This is a genomic window from Enterococcus sp. 3G1_DIV0629 (assembly GCF_002141285.1).
GTDB lineage: Bacteria > Bacillota > Bacilli > Lactobacillales > Enterococcaceae > Enterococcus_B > Enterococcus_B lactis.
Genome location: NZ_NGLI01000001.1, coordinates 1,417,219 through 1,432,310, shown reverse-complemented (window position 1 = coordinate 1,432,310; position 15,092 = coordinate 1,417,219). Strand labels below are relative to the sequence as shown.

At 37.4% G+C, this 15,092-nt stretch carries 16 protein-coding genes and 1 pseudogene; 13 read left to right on the top strand and 4 right to left on the bottom strand.

Annotation, left to right across the window (positions count from 1 at the left end; translation table 11 throughout):
- The first annotated feature begins 217 nt into the window (after window positions 1-217).
- The 5 genes from A5816_RS07215 (at window position 218) to A5816_RS07195 (ending at window position 3,967) form a co-directional block, all read left to right on the top strand.
- Window positions 218-1,522: a PTS sugar transporter subunit IIC gene (locus tag A5816_RS07215; protein WP_038398819.1), complete on the top strand. Its 1,305-nt coding sequence runs from the start codon at window positions 218-220 to the stop codon at window positions 1,520-1,522.
- 24 nt (window positions 1,523-1,546) lie between these two features.
- Entirely contained in the window at window positions 1,547-1,807 is a 261-nt protein-coding gene (locus tag A5816_RS07210; RefSeq protein WP_002309692.1) for a hypothetical protein, read from the top strand.
- A 200-nt stretch (window positions 1,808-2,007) separates the two neighbouring features.
- On the top strand, window positions 2,008-2,406 hold the full coding sequence (locus tag A5816_RS07205) for a cytidine deaminase (protein WP_002292397.1): 399 nt from the start codon (window positions 2,008-2,010) through the stop codon (window positions 2,404-2,406).
- 92 nt (window positions 2,407-2,498) lie between these two features.
- Window positions 2,499-3,008, top strand: a complete 510-nt coding sequence (locus A5816_RS07200; RefSeq protein WP_086311033.1) for a kinase — start codon at window positions 2,499-2,501, stop codon at window positions 3,006-3,008.
- Between the two features lie 131 nt (window positions 3,009-3,139).
- Window positions 3,140-3,967 (top strand): helix-turn-helix transcriptional regulator, encoded by an 828-nt coding sequence (locus tag A5816_RS07195; protein ID WP_086311032.1) that lies wholly within the window; start codon window positions 3,140-3,142, stop codon window positions 3,965-3,967.
- A 97-nt stretch (window positions 3,968-4,064) separates the two neighbouring features.
- Here the strand turns inward: A5816_RS07195 and A5816_RS07190 are convergent, their stop codons facing one another.
- From A5816_RS07190 to A5816_RS07180, 3 genes are all read right to left on the bottom strand, one after another.
- The gene (locus A5816_RS07190; protein ID WP_179189697.1) at window positions 4,065-5,261 is read right to left on the bottom strand and encodes a MalY/PatB family protein; all 1,197 of its coding nucleotides are present in this window, start codon (window positions 5,259-5,261) and stop codon (window positions 4,065-4,067) included.
- An 11-nt stretch (window positions 5,262-5,272) separates the two neighbouring features.
- On the bottom strand, window positions 5,273-6,841 hold the full coding sequence (malX, locus tag A5816_RS07185; protein WP_086311030.1) for a maltose/glucose-specific PTS transporter subunit IIBC: 1,569 nt from the start codon (window positions 6,839-6,841) through the stop codon (window positions 5,273-5,275).
- Window positions 6,842-7,011: 170 nt separating this feature from the next.
- Window positions 7,012-7,782 (bottom strand): MurR/RpiR family transcriptional regulator, encoded by a 771-nt coding sequence (locus tag A5816_RS07180; protein ID WP_038398821.1) that lies wholly within the window; start codon window positions 7,780-7,782, stop codon window positions 7,012-7,014.
- Window positions 7,783-7,953: 171 nt separating this feature from the next.
- Between A5816_RS07180 and A5816_RS16655 the strand changes: the two are divergent.
- Window positions 7,954-8,303, top strand: a pseudogene (locus A5816_RS16655) (hypothetical protein).
- 106 nt (window positions 8,304-8,409) lie between these two features.
- Here A5816_RS16655 and A5816_RS07170 read toward each other — a convergent pair.
- Window positions 8,410-9,180 (bottom strand): DeoR/GlpR family DNA-binding transcription regulator, encoded by a 771-nt coding sequence (locus A5816_RS07170; protein WP_086311029.1) that lies wholly within the window; start codon window positions 9,178-9,180, stop codon window positions 8,410-8,412.
- Window positions 9,181-9,396: 216 nt separating this feature from the next.
- On the opposite strand from A5816_RS07170, the gene ulaG reads away from it, so the two are divergent.
- Genes ulaG through A5816_RS07135 form a run of 7 tightly spaced genes read left to right on the top strand, consistent with a single transcriptional unit; the run spans window position 9,397 to window position 15,006 of the window.
- A complete protein-coding gene (gene ulaG / locus A5816_RS07165) occupies window positions 9,397-10,464 on the top strand; it encodes an L-ascorbate 6-phosphate lactonase (RefSeq protein ID WP_010732842.1) in 1,068 nt (355 codons plus the stop codon).
- 17 nt (window positions 10,465-10,481) lie between these two features.
- A complete protein-coding gene (locus tag A5816_RS07160; RefSeq protein WP_086311028.1) occupies window positions 10,482-10,943 on the top strand; it encodes a PTS sugar transporter subunit IIA in 462 nt (153 codons plus the stop codon).
- Window positions 10,944-10,962: 19 nt separating this feature from the next.
- Complete coding sequence (locus A5816_RS07155) at window positions 10,963-12,447, top strand: PTS ascorbate transporter subunit IIC (RefSeq protein WP_086311027.1); 1,485 nt, start codon at window positions 10,963-10,965, stop codon at window positions 12,445-12,447.
- Window positions 12,448-12,488: 41 nt separating this feature from the next.
- Window positions 12,489-12,788, top strand: coding sequence for a PTS sugar transporter subunit IIB (locus A5816_RS07150; RefSeq protein WP_002292382.1), 300 nt, complete (start codon window positions 12,489-12,491; stop codon window positions 12,786-12,788).
- A 14-nt stretch (window positions 12,789-12,802) separates the two neighbouring features.
- On the top strand, window positions 12,803-13,441 hold the full coding sequence (locus A5816_RS07145) for a 3-keto-L-gulonate-6-phosphate decarboxylase UlaD (protein WP_086311026.1): 639 nt from the start codon (window positions 12,803-12,805) through the stop codon (window positions 13,439-13,441).
- A gap of 4 nt (window positions 13,442-13,445) precedes the next feature.
- Window positions 13,446-14,306, top strand: a complete 861-nt coding sequence (locus tag A5816_RS07140; RefSeq protein WP_086311025.1) for an L-ribulose-5-phosphate 3-epimerase — start codon at window positions 13,446-13,448, stop codon at window positions 14,304-14,306.
- Complete coding sequence (locus A5816_RS07135) at window positions 14,296-15,006, top strand: L-ribulose-5-phosphate 4-epimerase (protein ID WP_086311176.1); 711 nt, start codon at window positions 14,296-14,298, stop codon at window positions 15,004-15,006. The genes A5816_RS07140 and A5816_RS07135 overlap by 11 nt, the downstream gene beginning before the upstream one ends.
- Window positions 15,007-15,092: the final 86 nt, after the last annotated feature.

The window sequence follows — 15,092 nt, the reverse complement described above, 5'->3', positions numbered from 1 at the left end:
CTATTTTATAAACCCATAGATCAGTATAGGAACAGTAAAGTTTATTAGGTTTGAAAAATTTTTTTTGTATAGAAAAAAGAACCTGTATTAAAAAATAATAATATTTTCTACTAAAATATATTGAAATAAAATTTCATAATTATATAATTAATTATGAACATTCTTTGCTTCATCATGCAGTGAATGGTTTCTATTTTATTGAAAAGGAGTGGTTTTAGTGGAAAAGCTGATGAAATGGGTTGAGGAAAAACTTGTCCCACCAATGGCAAAAATTGGTACACAGCGACATTTATTGGCAATTCGTAATGGGGTTGTTTCAACACTGTCATTGATTTTGATTGGTACATTTTTTATGGTTTTCATCAATTTACCGTTTCCTGGGTGGAATGAATTTATTGCCCCTTATTCGGCAACGATCGTTTTACCTTTCAGGATTACGATGGGATTAATGGCTATTTACGCAACTTTTGTTATGGGGTCGGATCTAGCTAAATCATATGGGTTGGATAGTGTGACAGGTGGTATATTATCACTAGGGACGTTCTTTATGTTACAAGTTCCTGTAAACGTTTTAACGCCTGAAGAGGCACCTCTTGGCTGGGTCTTACCGATGAGTTCTTTAGGAGCATCTGGGATGTTTGCCGGGATCCTATCCATGATTTTTGCAGTGGAAGTGTATCGTTTCTTTAAAAAGCGTAATATTACTATCAAAATGCCAGAACAAGTACCACCTGCTGTTGCCCGTAGTTTTGAGGCATTGATTCCTGGTGCAGTGATTTTAACAACGACTTGGTTGATTCGAAGCGTCGCGGGCTTTGATGTAAACGCTGCCTTATTATCGTTATTCGAGCCTTTAACCAATATTTTAGGGAATAATCTGCTTGGTGTTTTATTACCAATGTTTTTGATCCATTTGTTGTGGTCATTTGGGATTCATGGCATGAGTATCGTAGGAGCTGTTGTTCGTCCAATGTGGCTGATTATGTTGGATGAGAATGCGAAGGCGTTAGCAGATGGTACAGTTGCTACCAAATTGCCTTATATCGCTCCTGAACAGTTTTATCAATGGACAGTTACGATTGGCGGTGCAGGAGCCACAATTGTGGTATCAGTTTTGTTTTTATTCTTTTGTAAATCAAAATTCTTAAAAGAAGTTGGTCGTTTTTCCATTATTCCTGGTATCTTCAATATCAATGAGCCGATGATTTTTGGAGCTCCTATGATGTTGAATCCTTACATGTTCATTCCATTCAACTTAGTTCCTTTAGTTTTGACTATTGTCAGCTATTTTGCAGTCAAATTAGAAATGGTCAATGGATTTACTGTGCTGCCAACATGGACATTACCAGCACCAATCGGCGGCTATCTCTCAGCAGGAAATGACTGGCGTGTGGTTGTTTTGATCTTGATCAACACGCTGATAGCATTTATCATCTATTATCCATTTGTAAAAGCTTATGATAAAAAGATGTTGTCAGATGAACAAAATAATAGTGGAGATAACGAAATACAAACTGCTTAAGTCTGATTTCAGAGGTGGAAAACAATGTATTGGCTGATTTTATTTTTTGTTTTTATCTTTTTATTAACGATAAGCCAACTTATGTTGAATATGCTGGCTATGCGTCACGTTCACATCAATCGGTGGGTTTGGGCACTGGCATCATTTTTGATTGTGATTCTTCCAAAGATCATTTTACCGCAGATGAATGTTTTATTATCATGGGGTACATATATACTTTGTGGAATTTTTGCTATCAATTTTATGATCGAGCAGCATAGATGGTTTGTCACATCGAAGCTTTAATCGAAGCTTTAATCGAAACTTTAAATGTTCCAAAAGCAGGCTTGTAAATGCAAGCTTGCTTTTTTACCGTTGTATCAAGAACAATAGACCATACTCCATACTAACTGAGTCGTTTCTTTTCTTTACGTTCTGCCATTGATGTTTTTTTATATAAAGATTATGATTGCTTTAACCGATTTGGCAGAAAGAAGGAGATAAAAATGAGCGATTTATCAACAATGGATTTAGAATTAGTGGATGCTGCAACCGAAGTCATCAAATCAAATATTGATTTGGTGTCTTTCAATCATACAGTAGGAGCTGCAGTACGTTGCACAAACGGTAATGTGTATACTGGTGTGAATGTTTATTCGAATCATGGGGCATGTGCAGAAATCATTGCGTTAGGGACAGCAATCAGTCGTGGTGAACGTGATTTTGAGTGTATCGTAGCTGTGGGTGGAGATCATTCTGACATGATCTATTCTCCATGTGGGAATTGCCGACAGTTTATATTGGAGTATGCACCTGATTGTGAGATCATTGTCTCAACAGAAGAGGGGGCTAAAAAAATCAAAATTACGGATCTCATTCCATATGCTTACCACAGATCAGAATGATTTTATACAAACAGATTCTCTTTTTATTTTCAATCAACAGAAGGTAATGATGTTGGATGAATGATTATCGGTATACAAGGAGATGCAGTGTCATGGGGAAGCTAGTCATATTAAGAGGAAATTCAGCAAGTGGGAAAACAACGACAGCTAAAGCTATTCAAAATCATTTTCCTATGGGGAAGGTGATGCGAATCTCTCAAGATGAAGTGAGAAGAGGAATGTTGAATGTCAAAGATAAAGTAGGAAATCCTACGCCAGATTTGATCCGTCAGTTGGCAGAATTCGGAAAAGACAGATTTGATTTAGTCCTTGTTGAGGGGATCATGAGCACAAAAATCTACAAAGCGATGCTTATGGACCTGTATGAGAGCTTTCAAGGAAATGTATTTGCTTATTATTACGATCTTTCTTTTGAAGAAACGCTGAGACGTCACAGCCAGAGAAAGGTGTCAAAAGAATTTGGTGCAGAACAAATGGCGGCTTGGTGGTTGGAGCATGATATACTTGGATTGCCTAATGAGAAGATACTGACTGCCGAATTAAGTCAACAAGAAATGATAGAGAAAATACTTCAGGAGATTGATCTGCAGGTAGTCAGTTGATTTTTTATCAAGAAATAATTGGTGATAAAAATTAAAATTTTTATTCTGTTCTAAACAATTATGGTTGTTTAGAACTTTTTTTTGTGTATGATATAAAGGAGAAATAATTTTTTAAAGGGAAGGAAATTGTTTTGATAAAAGTAGATGGAGCATTACTGAAAGAATACCGAAAGAAAAAGGGGTTAACACAAGTACAATTAGCAGAAGGTATTTGCGAACAGGCAACTGTCAGCAATATCGAAAACAAGAATATGTCACCAGGTATCAACATCCTAAGTGCGCTTTGCAAAAAGTTGAATGTCGAGATCTCCGATATATTAGTGGAAACAGAAGAAGACAAGATCCGAAAAAAATTAAGTGAGATTCAATCGTTGAATGCTGTATCGAAGTACAAAGAATCTTATGAAATTTTACAAAAGATTGATCAGAAAAAAGTAAGCAATTCTGATCTTTTAAACCAAATCTTGTTTTATCAAGGACTGCTTGATCATCTTTATGCAAAAAAAGAAGATGCAGCATTGTTTTATTTCAATCAAGTGTTGGAACAAACGACCGAAACAGATATCCATCACTTACAAGCAGCTGCAAATGTGGCAATGATCTATTTGGCAAAAGGAGAATTAGACTTTGCAAAAGTGTATGTGGAACGTACGCTTAAAATCTTGAATGATACTGGTTTTGATAATCTGACGGTCTGTGCCGTATATTATAACATCGCCACCTATTACAGCAAAATCGAGAACTATGAAAAAGCAATCCAGTTGTGCGAGAAGGGGATTGAATACAATAAGAAACATAAATCGACCCATGCATTGGAATACTTGCTTTATGAAATTGCTTTTTGCCATAAGCAACTAGGAGAAGACGATTATTTAGAAAGATATATGGATGCCAAAAAAGTAGCATGTTTCAACGGGAATGATCACGCGGTGAAAGTGATCGAAAACGACCTTAAATAAAGAGGTCATGACAGAAGTGTATAACTTTAAGAACACCGTTGATTCGAAAAAAAGAAAAAAAAGAGATGTGACAAAAACTTTTGTCACATCTCTTTTATTATGGCTTAATTTCGATTGCAGCCACCGCTTCAAAACTTTTCAACATACGATCTAGTCCATCTACTAATTTTGATTTCGGACAGCCGATATTCAATCGTAAAAATTGATGACCGTTTCCGCCATAAATCGATCCATCCATAATCGCCACTTTACCTACAGAAATCAGCTTCTCTCTTAAAAGAGGGATATCTGATACAGCTTTGGACATATCCAGCCACATCAAATAGGTTGCTTCAAGATCGACGACTTTTACATCTGGCAGTTTTTCCTGGATAAATGCTTTTACATACCGCTGATTGCTTTCAAGATAATGATTCAGTTCATCTACCCAATGACTGCAATACCGATAGGCACTCATTGTCGCTAACATACCGAAAATATTGGTAGAAGATAACCCATCCGCATTTTTTAACTTCCTTTGAAAATGCTCACGTAATCCAAGATTCGGTATCAACGCATAGGCAAATGTCAATCCAGGGAAGTTAAATGTTTTTGTACCGCTGGTGACAATCGCCACTTGTTCATAATTGAAGCGTGTGATAGGTATATGCCTTTGTCCTCGTCCTAAAATGTCCATGTGTATCTCATCAGATAATAAAAATATAGAATATTGACGGCACAAAGCCACGATTTTTTCTAATTCCCATTGTTTCCATACTCTTCCGGTTGGATTGTGGGGAGAGCAGAGAAGTAGTACTTTGTTTTCTGGCATGGCTAATTTCTCTTCCAAATCCGTAAAATCGATCCGGTATTGACTTTCTTCATAGATCAAAGGATTCTCGACTAGAAGTCGGTCATTGTCTTGGATGACTTTAAAAAAAGCATCATAAGCTGGCGTTTGTAAAACCACTCCTTCCCCTTTTTTAGTAAGCATTTGAATAAGGGTAGATATTGCATAGATAACTGTTGGAGTGTACATGATCCATTCTTCTTCCAGTAGTGTGTCAAAACGGGATTGATACCACTGTTTAATTGCTTCTTTTAATTCATGATGATTCCAGCGGGTATAGCCAAATACTGGATGGTTCATTCTTTCTTTCAAAGTTTCAAGTACTTCTTCGGGGACCATAAAATCTGTATCAGAAATCGTAAAAGGGAGTAAATCAGCTTCTCCAAATCGGTCTTCAACGTAGTCCCACTGTGTACAGTACGTTCCTTTTCTATTTATAGCGGTATCAAATGTCAAAAATTTCACCTTCTATCTTTTTATCCTAAAATCGTATCAAGCTGATTGCGAACAGTTGTGACTTTTGTTCCGATAATCACTTGGACGTTTTGATGATCGAGATGGACCACACCTAATGCTCCTAGTTGTTTTAACTTTTCATCATCTACGATATCTGCATCTGCTAAAACTAAACGTAAACGTGTAATACAATTATCTAAAGATTGGATGTTTTCTTGACCACCAAGTGCTGCTAAAATTCCTTTTGCATCGTATCCGCCTGTTTTATGAAAGTTCACTTCTTGATCGGTATATTCTGTTTCATCCACTGTCTTGTCACGCCCAGGTGTTTTTAAATCCAATTTTATGATTACTGTTTTGAAGACAATATAGTAAATACCGAACCACAAAGCACCGATTATTAATACCCACCACCATTTTGTGTCATTACCTTGGAGTAGACCAAAAATCACAAAATCTAAGATTCCACCATCTGTATTCCCGATTACTACACCTAATAATGCCATGACCATAAAACCTAGACCAGTCATGACGACATGGAAGAGCCATAATAGCGGACTAATGAATAAAAATAAAAATTCGATTGGTTCTGTGATTCCGGTCACAGCTGTCGCAATCACACCTGAAATCAATAATCCTTTGATTTTATGTCGATTTTGTGGTGCTGCAGTACGATACATAGCTAATGCTGCTGCAGGCAGTCCAAAAATAAATGTAGGCATTTTTCCCTGTGATAAAAAGGCAGTTGCACTTGGCGAAATAGGCAAATTGTTTTGCAATTCTGCATAAAAGATATTCAGTGCACCAAATACTTCTTTCCCATCAATGATCGCCGAACCACCAACTTCAGTAAAGCGTATCATCGAAACTAGAATATGATGAAGCCCGAATGGAAGAAGCAGTCGTTCCCCTGAGCCGAATAAGAAGGGACCAAATATTCCTGAACGTTGGATTAGCTGGCCGATAGCCATAATGACCATAGCGAATAAAGGCCAAATCAAGGGGATGATCAAACCCACAAACCCTAAAACTAGAGAAGTGATAATCGGTACAAAACGAGCCCCTGAGAAGAAGGCGAAACTATCTGGTAACTGAACAGTATAAAACCTGTTATGCAACTTATAAACGATGATTCCAGCAATGATCCCTCCAAGAACACCCATTTCGATCGTCTGGATACCAAAAACCATTCCTTGTCCAGCTTCTCGCAAGTGGTCGGCATCAACTAAACGATTTGTCAGGACTAAGTAAAAGTTGATGGCTAAATTCATGACAGTGTAACCGACGAATCCAGAGAAAGCGGCCACACCTTTTTCCTTACGAACTAATCCTAATGGAATGGCCATGGCAAACATGACTGGCAAGTAGGTAAAGGCAAAACCGCCAATAGCAGACATGAATTGGAACACTGCTTTGACTGCTGGATATCCTAAAAACGGTAAAGTCTGAATCATTGATTCACTGGAAAATGAACTACCTAACCCTAAAAGAATACCCATGAAAGCCAACAAAGCAACCGGCAACATAAAAGTCTTTCCCAACCCTTGAAAGAACTCCCAAAAGGTCGATTTCTTTTTCTTTGTATCCATTTTTCTTCCTCCATCTCTTAGTAGTTTTAAGATCTTCAAAAAAATGATTGCGTTTTCATTGATAGGTTTATTATAGCTAACTAAAGGAAATAAAAAAGAGGAGACAGATATTCTGTATCCTCATACATGATTGAGTAAGCAGTTTCACTAGAAATAGCAACAAATTATAGCTAATTGTTTTTCATTTGGTCTGCATACATCAAGAGTACTGTATCAAATAAACAAATGACAGAAATTCTTGAACTTAAATCGACACTGTGGTGATAGCGAGTCGTTCCCTTTGCATATAAGGAAATCGTCGATAATTTTTCCAAGTTACTTCCCTTGGTTGAAATAATGCTGATGATAGGGACTTGTTGTCTTTGAGCAATCTGGGCATAGGAGAGGATACCTTTTGTTTCTCCTGTGAAACTGACGAAAATAGCTAAGTCTTCCTGATTTAAATTACTTACAGCTGCTTCTTGTTCATCCCAATCTGAACGAGCAAATGCTTTTTTTCCTAAAAAAGTCAGTTTTCGAGCAAAATCTGTACAAATAGGGAAGCTTCCTCCTAATCCAAAAACTTCAATAGTATTCGATTGATGGATCAATGTCATCATTTGTTTGGCCTTTTCTTCGCTCATTTGATGGAACGTTTCTGTAACATTTGAAGTGATCTGGTTCGTGATTGTTTGAAAGCTTTGGCTATTTCCTTCCTGTTCCTCTACATGGATGGATTGATCGATGGCGTATTTCAACTCTTTAAAACCTTGATAGCCTAAATGTTTAGCCGTTCGGGAGATAGTAGCAGTTGAGACAAATAAATCATCAGATACTTCATAAATCGTTTTTGTTCCAATATCGGACAAATGGAGGAATATATAATCCAATATTTCATTTTCGATTTTACTTAACGAGGAACGCTTCTTTTCTAGTAAAGCAATCAAACTATTGCTTAACATGGACGGTACTCCTTTCAATATCTAACAAAAATAGCATTCGTAAACAAATATCTCTGTTGAGTTTATATAATAATCTAACTTATTATATAGCGCTTTCATGAAAATGTATATATAATAAAAGTTAGTTAAAATACTGGGATGATCTAAAGACAAAAGAGAGGAAGGTAACCAATGAATCTTAACAAGCCCAAGATTGCTGAACAAAGTCCAAAGAAAATCTTTCTTTTCGATATGACATTCAGTTTGATTTCTTCTGATGGACTTTTGCAAACGCAACGTTTAGAAAGAAAATTGACACATTTTTTTCAAAAAGAGCAAAAAATGTGTCAGTCAAAGTCTATGATTCTAGCCAAATAGACAAAGAAGCAAAGAGAGCAGACATCTTATTGCTCACTCCTTTACTTGGATACGCAAAAGATAAAATAGAAAGTCAGTTCCCTGAAATCCCTGTTTTCGTAATATCTAAGGAAGAATATGGAACTTTGGATGTGGAGAAAATAGTTAGTAAAATGGATGATTAAATCAAATTTTGATTGTTCCTCCATTTTAGCGTTTTAAGAAGTCTCTGCTATGTTCAAATGGTAATTTTGAATGTAGCAGAGTTTTTTACGCAAACAAACATAATTCTTAAAATGAATCTACTTGGATGATTTTTGTCCCCGTATTCTTGATCTCGTCTAATACTTTTTCAGAGCAAAATTTATCAGTGATCAAATAATCAAAGACTGAAATATCAGCAATCTTGAACTTTGATGTCAGTCCGATTTTTCGATGATCAGCAACTAGAATCTTACATTTGATTGTCTGGTTGATCATCATTTCATTGATTGTTGATTCATTCAATATTTTCGTTGTGACCCCATGTGCGACATCGACTCCGCTGCAACCAATGATACAAATGTCTGCATTGATTGAAGCAATCGTATTTAATGCGATATCGCCCACCAGCGCTTCTTTTGGAAAGCGCATCTCTCCGCCAGTTAAAATATAACTGCAATTATCTTTGTGAGGAGAATAGTTGATTTTTACGTTGTTTGTAACGACTGTCAAATGGTTAGATTGAAGAAAATCCAGTGTTTTTAATGCAGTCGAGCTAGAATTAATAAACAATGTATCATAATCGCTAATGTATTTACTAGCTTCTCTGGCAATCGCTTGTTTAATCCTTTCAGGACCAGATTGATCAAAATCAGTCTGGTTTTTGTAATTATAAGAACAATAACCGTAATTGCGGATGATCTCGTTTTTTTCTTCTAATAAATTTAAATCTCTGCGTATCGTACTAATAGATACATCCAGAGATTCAGCTAATTCAAAAGTTGACAATTGTTCGGTTTGCTGAAGTAGTTCCAAAATATCTTTTTGTCGTTTTTCAATATTGACAAGTGAGTTTTTCATGACGTTGCCTCCTGAAGGACATCTTGATCCATGGATTTATTTGATTAGTTGTTCATTTAAATATTCATATCTGTCTTTATTATACTGAAACGATCATTAATCTTTAAAAGAAAATCATATAAAAGACAAACGGTCATATAAAAGGGTTTTCACGCATGCGGTTACGCATTAAGATTTACTTGTAAGTCGTAAGAATGATATGGGGGGAGCAAGCAAATGAGCAAAACGGTAAATGAAGTGACAAAAGAAAAGTGGCTATTAGAAACATTTCCAGAATGGGGTACGTATTTGAACGAGGAAATCGAATCAGAAGTAGTGCATCCTGGAACTTTTGCTATGTGGTGGCTAGGCTGTACGGGCATTTGGCTGAAAAGTCATGAAGGAACGAATATCTTATGTGATCTATGGTGTGGAACGGGAAAACGCAGTCATGGAAATGGCATGATGAAAAAAGGGCATCAGATGATGCGTATGAGCGGTGTTCAAAATATGCAGCCTAACTTACGGACTCAGCCTTTTGTAATCGATCCTTTTGAAATAAAAAATGTAGACGCTTTAATCGTCACACACATCCATTCCGATCATCTAGATATCCACACAGCTGCAGCCGTTCATCAAAATTGTCCTGAAGCAATATTCATTGGACCAAAAGAAGTGGTTCGCACGTGGCAAAAATGGGGGATCCCTGAAGAAAAAACGATTATCGTGAAACCAGGTGATGCGGTCAAAATCAAAGATATCAATGTAGTAGCTTTAGAAGCGTTTGATCGGACAGCGTTGGTTACTTGTGAAGATCCGGAAGAAGTATTGAAAGGAAAAATGCCTCAGGAGATGGATCAAATAGCAGTAAATTATTTATTCGAAACATCAGGAGGTAATCTTTATCACGCAGGAGATTCACATTATTCCAATTTATTTGCCAAACATGGCAATGACCACAAAATCGATGTCTGCTTAGGAGCCTACGGTGAAAACCCACGAGGGATAACAGACAAAGTTACTTCTGTTGATATGCTTCGCATGGCGGAGTCATTGAACGCAAAAGTAGTGATTCCTGTCCACTACGATATTTGGTCTAATTTTATGGCTGATCCTAAAGAGATTACTGAAATTTGGAAATTCAAAAAGGATCGCTTACAGTATGGGTTTAAACCTTATATCTGGCAAGTAGGCGGGAAATTCATCTATCCGACAAACAAAGATGATCTTGAGTTTAATTTTTATCGCGGATTTGAAGATGTCTTCTCGATTGAAAATGATACACCGTTTCCGTCGTTTTTATAAGAAAGAAGGGAAGTTTCTTGCTGAAATACTTTTTTGACCATCAATTGATCCATTACTCAGATAAAGAAATCACGGATTGGCGTGAAGCTATCGCCGAAAGCTGTCGTGTATTGATTGATAAGAAAATCATTGAACAAACGTATGTTGAAGAAATCATTCATTGTGTAGAAAAATATGGACCTTATATTGTGATTGCACCTCAAGTAGCCATGCCACATTCTTCAGAAAAAAGTGAGGGAGTTTTTGGAACGGCTATTTCATTTACCAAGTTGAAGCAGCCAGTCCGTTTTGAAAGTGAAGATGAGAATGAGGAGAAAACGGCCAGTTTGTTTTTTACACTCGCAGCAAAAAATCCAGAAGAACACCTAGAAAATATCCAAAAATTATCCGAATTATTAATGACAGATGGATTGGTTGAGCGTCTCATCTCTACGAACTCCATCGATGATTACCAAGTTGTGATGGCGGAATATAATTAATTGATAGAGGAGAAAAAAGATGGGGGAATTTTTGTTAAGCATTTGGACGTATTTTGCAACAAATATCTTGACGCAGCCAGCGTACCTGATTGGTTTTATCGTGTTATTAGGCTATATTTTGCTGAAACGCCCGCTTCATGAATGCATCGCTGGATTCTTAAAGGCAACGGTTGGTTACTTTATTTTGACTGTTGGCTCTGGTGGTTTGGTCAACAATTTTCGGCCAATCTTGGTTGGTCTGAAAGAACGGTTTAATTTGGATGCCATGGTTACAGATCCTTATTTTGGACAAAATGCTGTGGATGCTGGATTAATGGAGACATTTGGCCGTACCTTTGGAGATGTGATGATTTTATTACTGATTGCATTTGTTTTAAATATTTTATTAGTTCGTTTTCAGAAATATACGAAACTGCGATCCGTTTTCACTACCGGAAATGTTCAGGTCCAGCAAGCAGCTACCGCTTTTTGGATTTTACTGTTTTGCTTTCCTGATCTAGGCAGGATACAAGTATTGATATTTATGGGATTGATTTTAGGGTGTTATTGGGCAGTAGCTTCTAACTTAACAGTAGGGATCACGCAGGAATTGACAGAAGGTGCCGGATTTGCGGTGGCACATCAGCAAATGTTCGGAATCTTTATTTTTGCTAAACTAGCTGAATGGATGAAAAAGCGGGATGAAAAGAAAAATCGATCGATCAAGCAAGACAAGAAAATCGAAGATATCAAATTACCAGGATTCCTGTCGATATTTAATGAGAATATGATTGCTACTTCGTTGCTCATGCTATTTTTCTTTGGGATCATTCTGATTGTACTAGGCAAAGATTATTTGATTCAAGCACAATTCATGCAAGAGGGGCAGAGTTTCTTATTCTACATTATGACGACTTCCTTGAATTTTGCGGTATATCTGGCAATCTTGCAATTAGGTGTTCGGACTTTCGTCGATGAACTAACTCAATCTTTTCAAGGAATCTCAAGCACGATTTTACCAGGAGCTGTTCCAGGAATCGATGTAGCCGCTACTTTTGGCTTTGGTTCGCCAAATGCGGTAACGATTGGATTTTTGTTTGGTGCTTTGGGCCAGTTTTTGATGATTGGTTTACTGATTTTATTGAAATCACCAACGATCGTCATAGCCGGTTTCATTCCATTGTTCTTTGATAATGCTGTTATAGCAGTTTATGCCAATAACCGAGGTGGATTCAAAGCTGCCTGTCTATTCCCGTTTCTTTCTGGAATCATACAAGTAGGCGGTTCAGCATTATTCGCTACATGGATCGGGATGTCAACATACGGTGGTTATATCGGGATGTTCGATTGGGCGACAGCTTGGCCATTATTTACAGTAGTCATGAAAGTCCTAGGTTATGCTGGAATCGCCGTAGTCGTCATTGGTTTATTGGCTATTCCGCAGTTACAATATCGGAAAAATCCTGAGGGGTATTTCTTGATTGTAGAAGATTATGAAAAATATGCAGAAAAGCAGAAAGCATAAAAGAAATCTGATTAGACAACACTCATAATGGAGGGATTAGGATGAGAATTTTAGTATCGTGTGCAAATGGATCAGGAACCAGCTTGATGATGATGAGAAGTGTAGAAAAAGCAATGAAAGAACTAAATATACCAATTACCAAGATTCATCATTGTGCTATTTCAGAGGGAAAAAGCTCAGCGAGTCAATATGATGTAGTTTTTACACCAGTCAATTTTTTGAATATGTTTACTCAGGCAGAGAAAAAAGGCGTTACAGTTATCGGTATCAAAAATGTGATGTCCGCCAAAGAAATCAGTGAAAAATTTGCTGAAACAACATGGTATCAAAAAAACAAGTGAAAGAAGGAACCAAGATGAGCAGGCCGAATCTACAAATTGCGTTAGATCACAATGATTTAGAACATGCATTAGGCGATGTTATGAAAGTCGGTGATGTAGTAGATATTATTGAAGTGGGAACGATCCTTTGCTTACAGGAAGGACAAAAAGCGATTCGCTGTATTCACAGTATATTTCCAGACAAAAAACTGGTCGCTGATACAAAATGTGCAGATGCTGGAGGAACAGTAGCAAGAAATGTGGCTAATGCAGGAGCAGATTGGATGACAGTCATTTGCTGTGCAACAATGCCAACGATGAAGGCAGCACAAAAAGAGATAGGCGAATTACAAGTAGAACTCTATGGCAATTGGACTTTTGAGCAAGCCAAGGATTGGTATAACATCGGAATCCGACAGGTAATCTACCACCAAAGCCGTGATGCGCTCTTATCTGGTGAAGCTTGGGGTGAAAAAGATTTGTCGAAGGTCAGCAAACTGAATGAACTAGGCTTCAATGTTTCTGTAACTGGTGGATTAAATCCAAACACATTACAATTGTTTGAAGGAATCGACGTGTATACCTTTATCGCGGGTCGGGGGATTACAGCAGCAGAAGATCCAATGAAGGCTGCACAATGTTTCAAAGATGAGATTATTCGTATCTGGGGGTAAGGAAATGGCTCAAATTGGGATTTATGAAAAAGCATTACCCAAAGATATTTCATGGAAAGAACGTTTTTCCCTTGTAAAAGAAATGGACTTCGATTTTATCGAGATGTCGATTGATGAGACGGATGAGCGGTTAGCACGATTAGATTGGTCTGAAGAAAAGATGGCTGAGCTGAGAGAAGAGATGTTTAGCTCTGGAGTACGTATCCATTCGATTTGTTTAAGTGCGCATCGGCGATTTCCGTTTGGTTCTGCTGATCCAGAAAAGAAAAAAGCAGCGAAACAACTAATGAAAAAAGCAATCCATTTGGCGCATAATCTAAGCGTCAAAGTAATCCAAATAGCTGGATACGACGTTTATTATGAAGAGAAATCAATGAATTCCAGAGAAGACTTTATCGAAGGAATAAAAGAAAGCGTAAAGGAAGCTTCTAAATATGGCATCATTCTTTCCGTGGAAATCATGGATGATCCATTTATGAACTCCATTTCAAAATTTTTAGAAATCAAAGAACAGATTCATTCCCCTTTTCTACAAGTATATCCAGACCTAGGCAATTTGTCCGCATGGCCGGAAAATAATCCGGCTCGAGAACTTGAGAAAGGGATCGATTATATCACTGCTATCCACTTAAAAGACACGTATCCTGTAACAAAAGAATATTCAGGACAGTTTCGTGATGTTCCTTTTGGTAACGGATGCGTTGATTTTCTTGGATTATTGAGACATTTGAAACGTCTAGATTATGATGGAACATTCCTGATCGAAATGTGGAGTGAAAAAAGTCAAGACTTTCGAAGAGAAATCCAGCAGGCAAAAGACTACTTAAGTTCTAAATTGAAGGAGGCTGGCTATGATGTCTTGTGAAGAAAAAATTGCAGCAATGAAGCAACGTGTCTTTGAAGCAAATCTGGCATTGCCGCGATACGGATTAGTCAAATTGACTTGGGGCAATGTGAGTGAAGTGGACCGTGAATTAGGAGTCATCGTTATTAAGCCAAGCGGTGTCAGATATGAACGCATGCAAGCAGACCAAATGGTTGTAACAGATTTGTCAGGGAATATGATAGAAGAAGACAGCTTGAAACCATCTTCAGATCTGCCTACCCATGTTGTTTTATACAAAGCTTTTGAAGATGTAACTGCTGTTACTCATACTCATTCTACTCACTCTGTCATGTGGGCGCAAGCAGGCCGAGATTTGCCAGCTTATGGCACGACCCATGCTGATGCTTTTTATGGAAAGATTCCTTGTACACGCCAATTGACGAAAGAAGAAGTAAAAGAAGCTTACGAAGTTCATACAGGGAATGTGATTGTCGAGACGTTTAAGGAAAGAAAATTAGAGCCAAACGAAGTCCCTGGAGTACTTGTCTATGGACATGGACCATTCACTTGGGGGCACTCACCTATAGAAGCAGTAGAAAATAGCCTGATTTTAGATGAAATTTGTTTGATGGCTAAAGAAAACGAGTTGATCAACCCAAATATATGTGAAATCCCACAATATTTGCTAGATAAACATTATTTTCGAAAACATGGAAAGCATGCATACTATGGGCAATAGAAGTTTTCAACTGATAAGGTCAAGAAAAAAATAAGAGAATTTTAAAGGAGCTGTTTATGAGGACAGCTCTTTTTTGGTGTCCAATA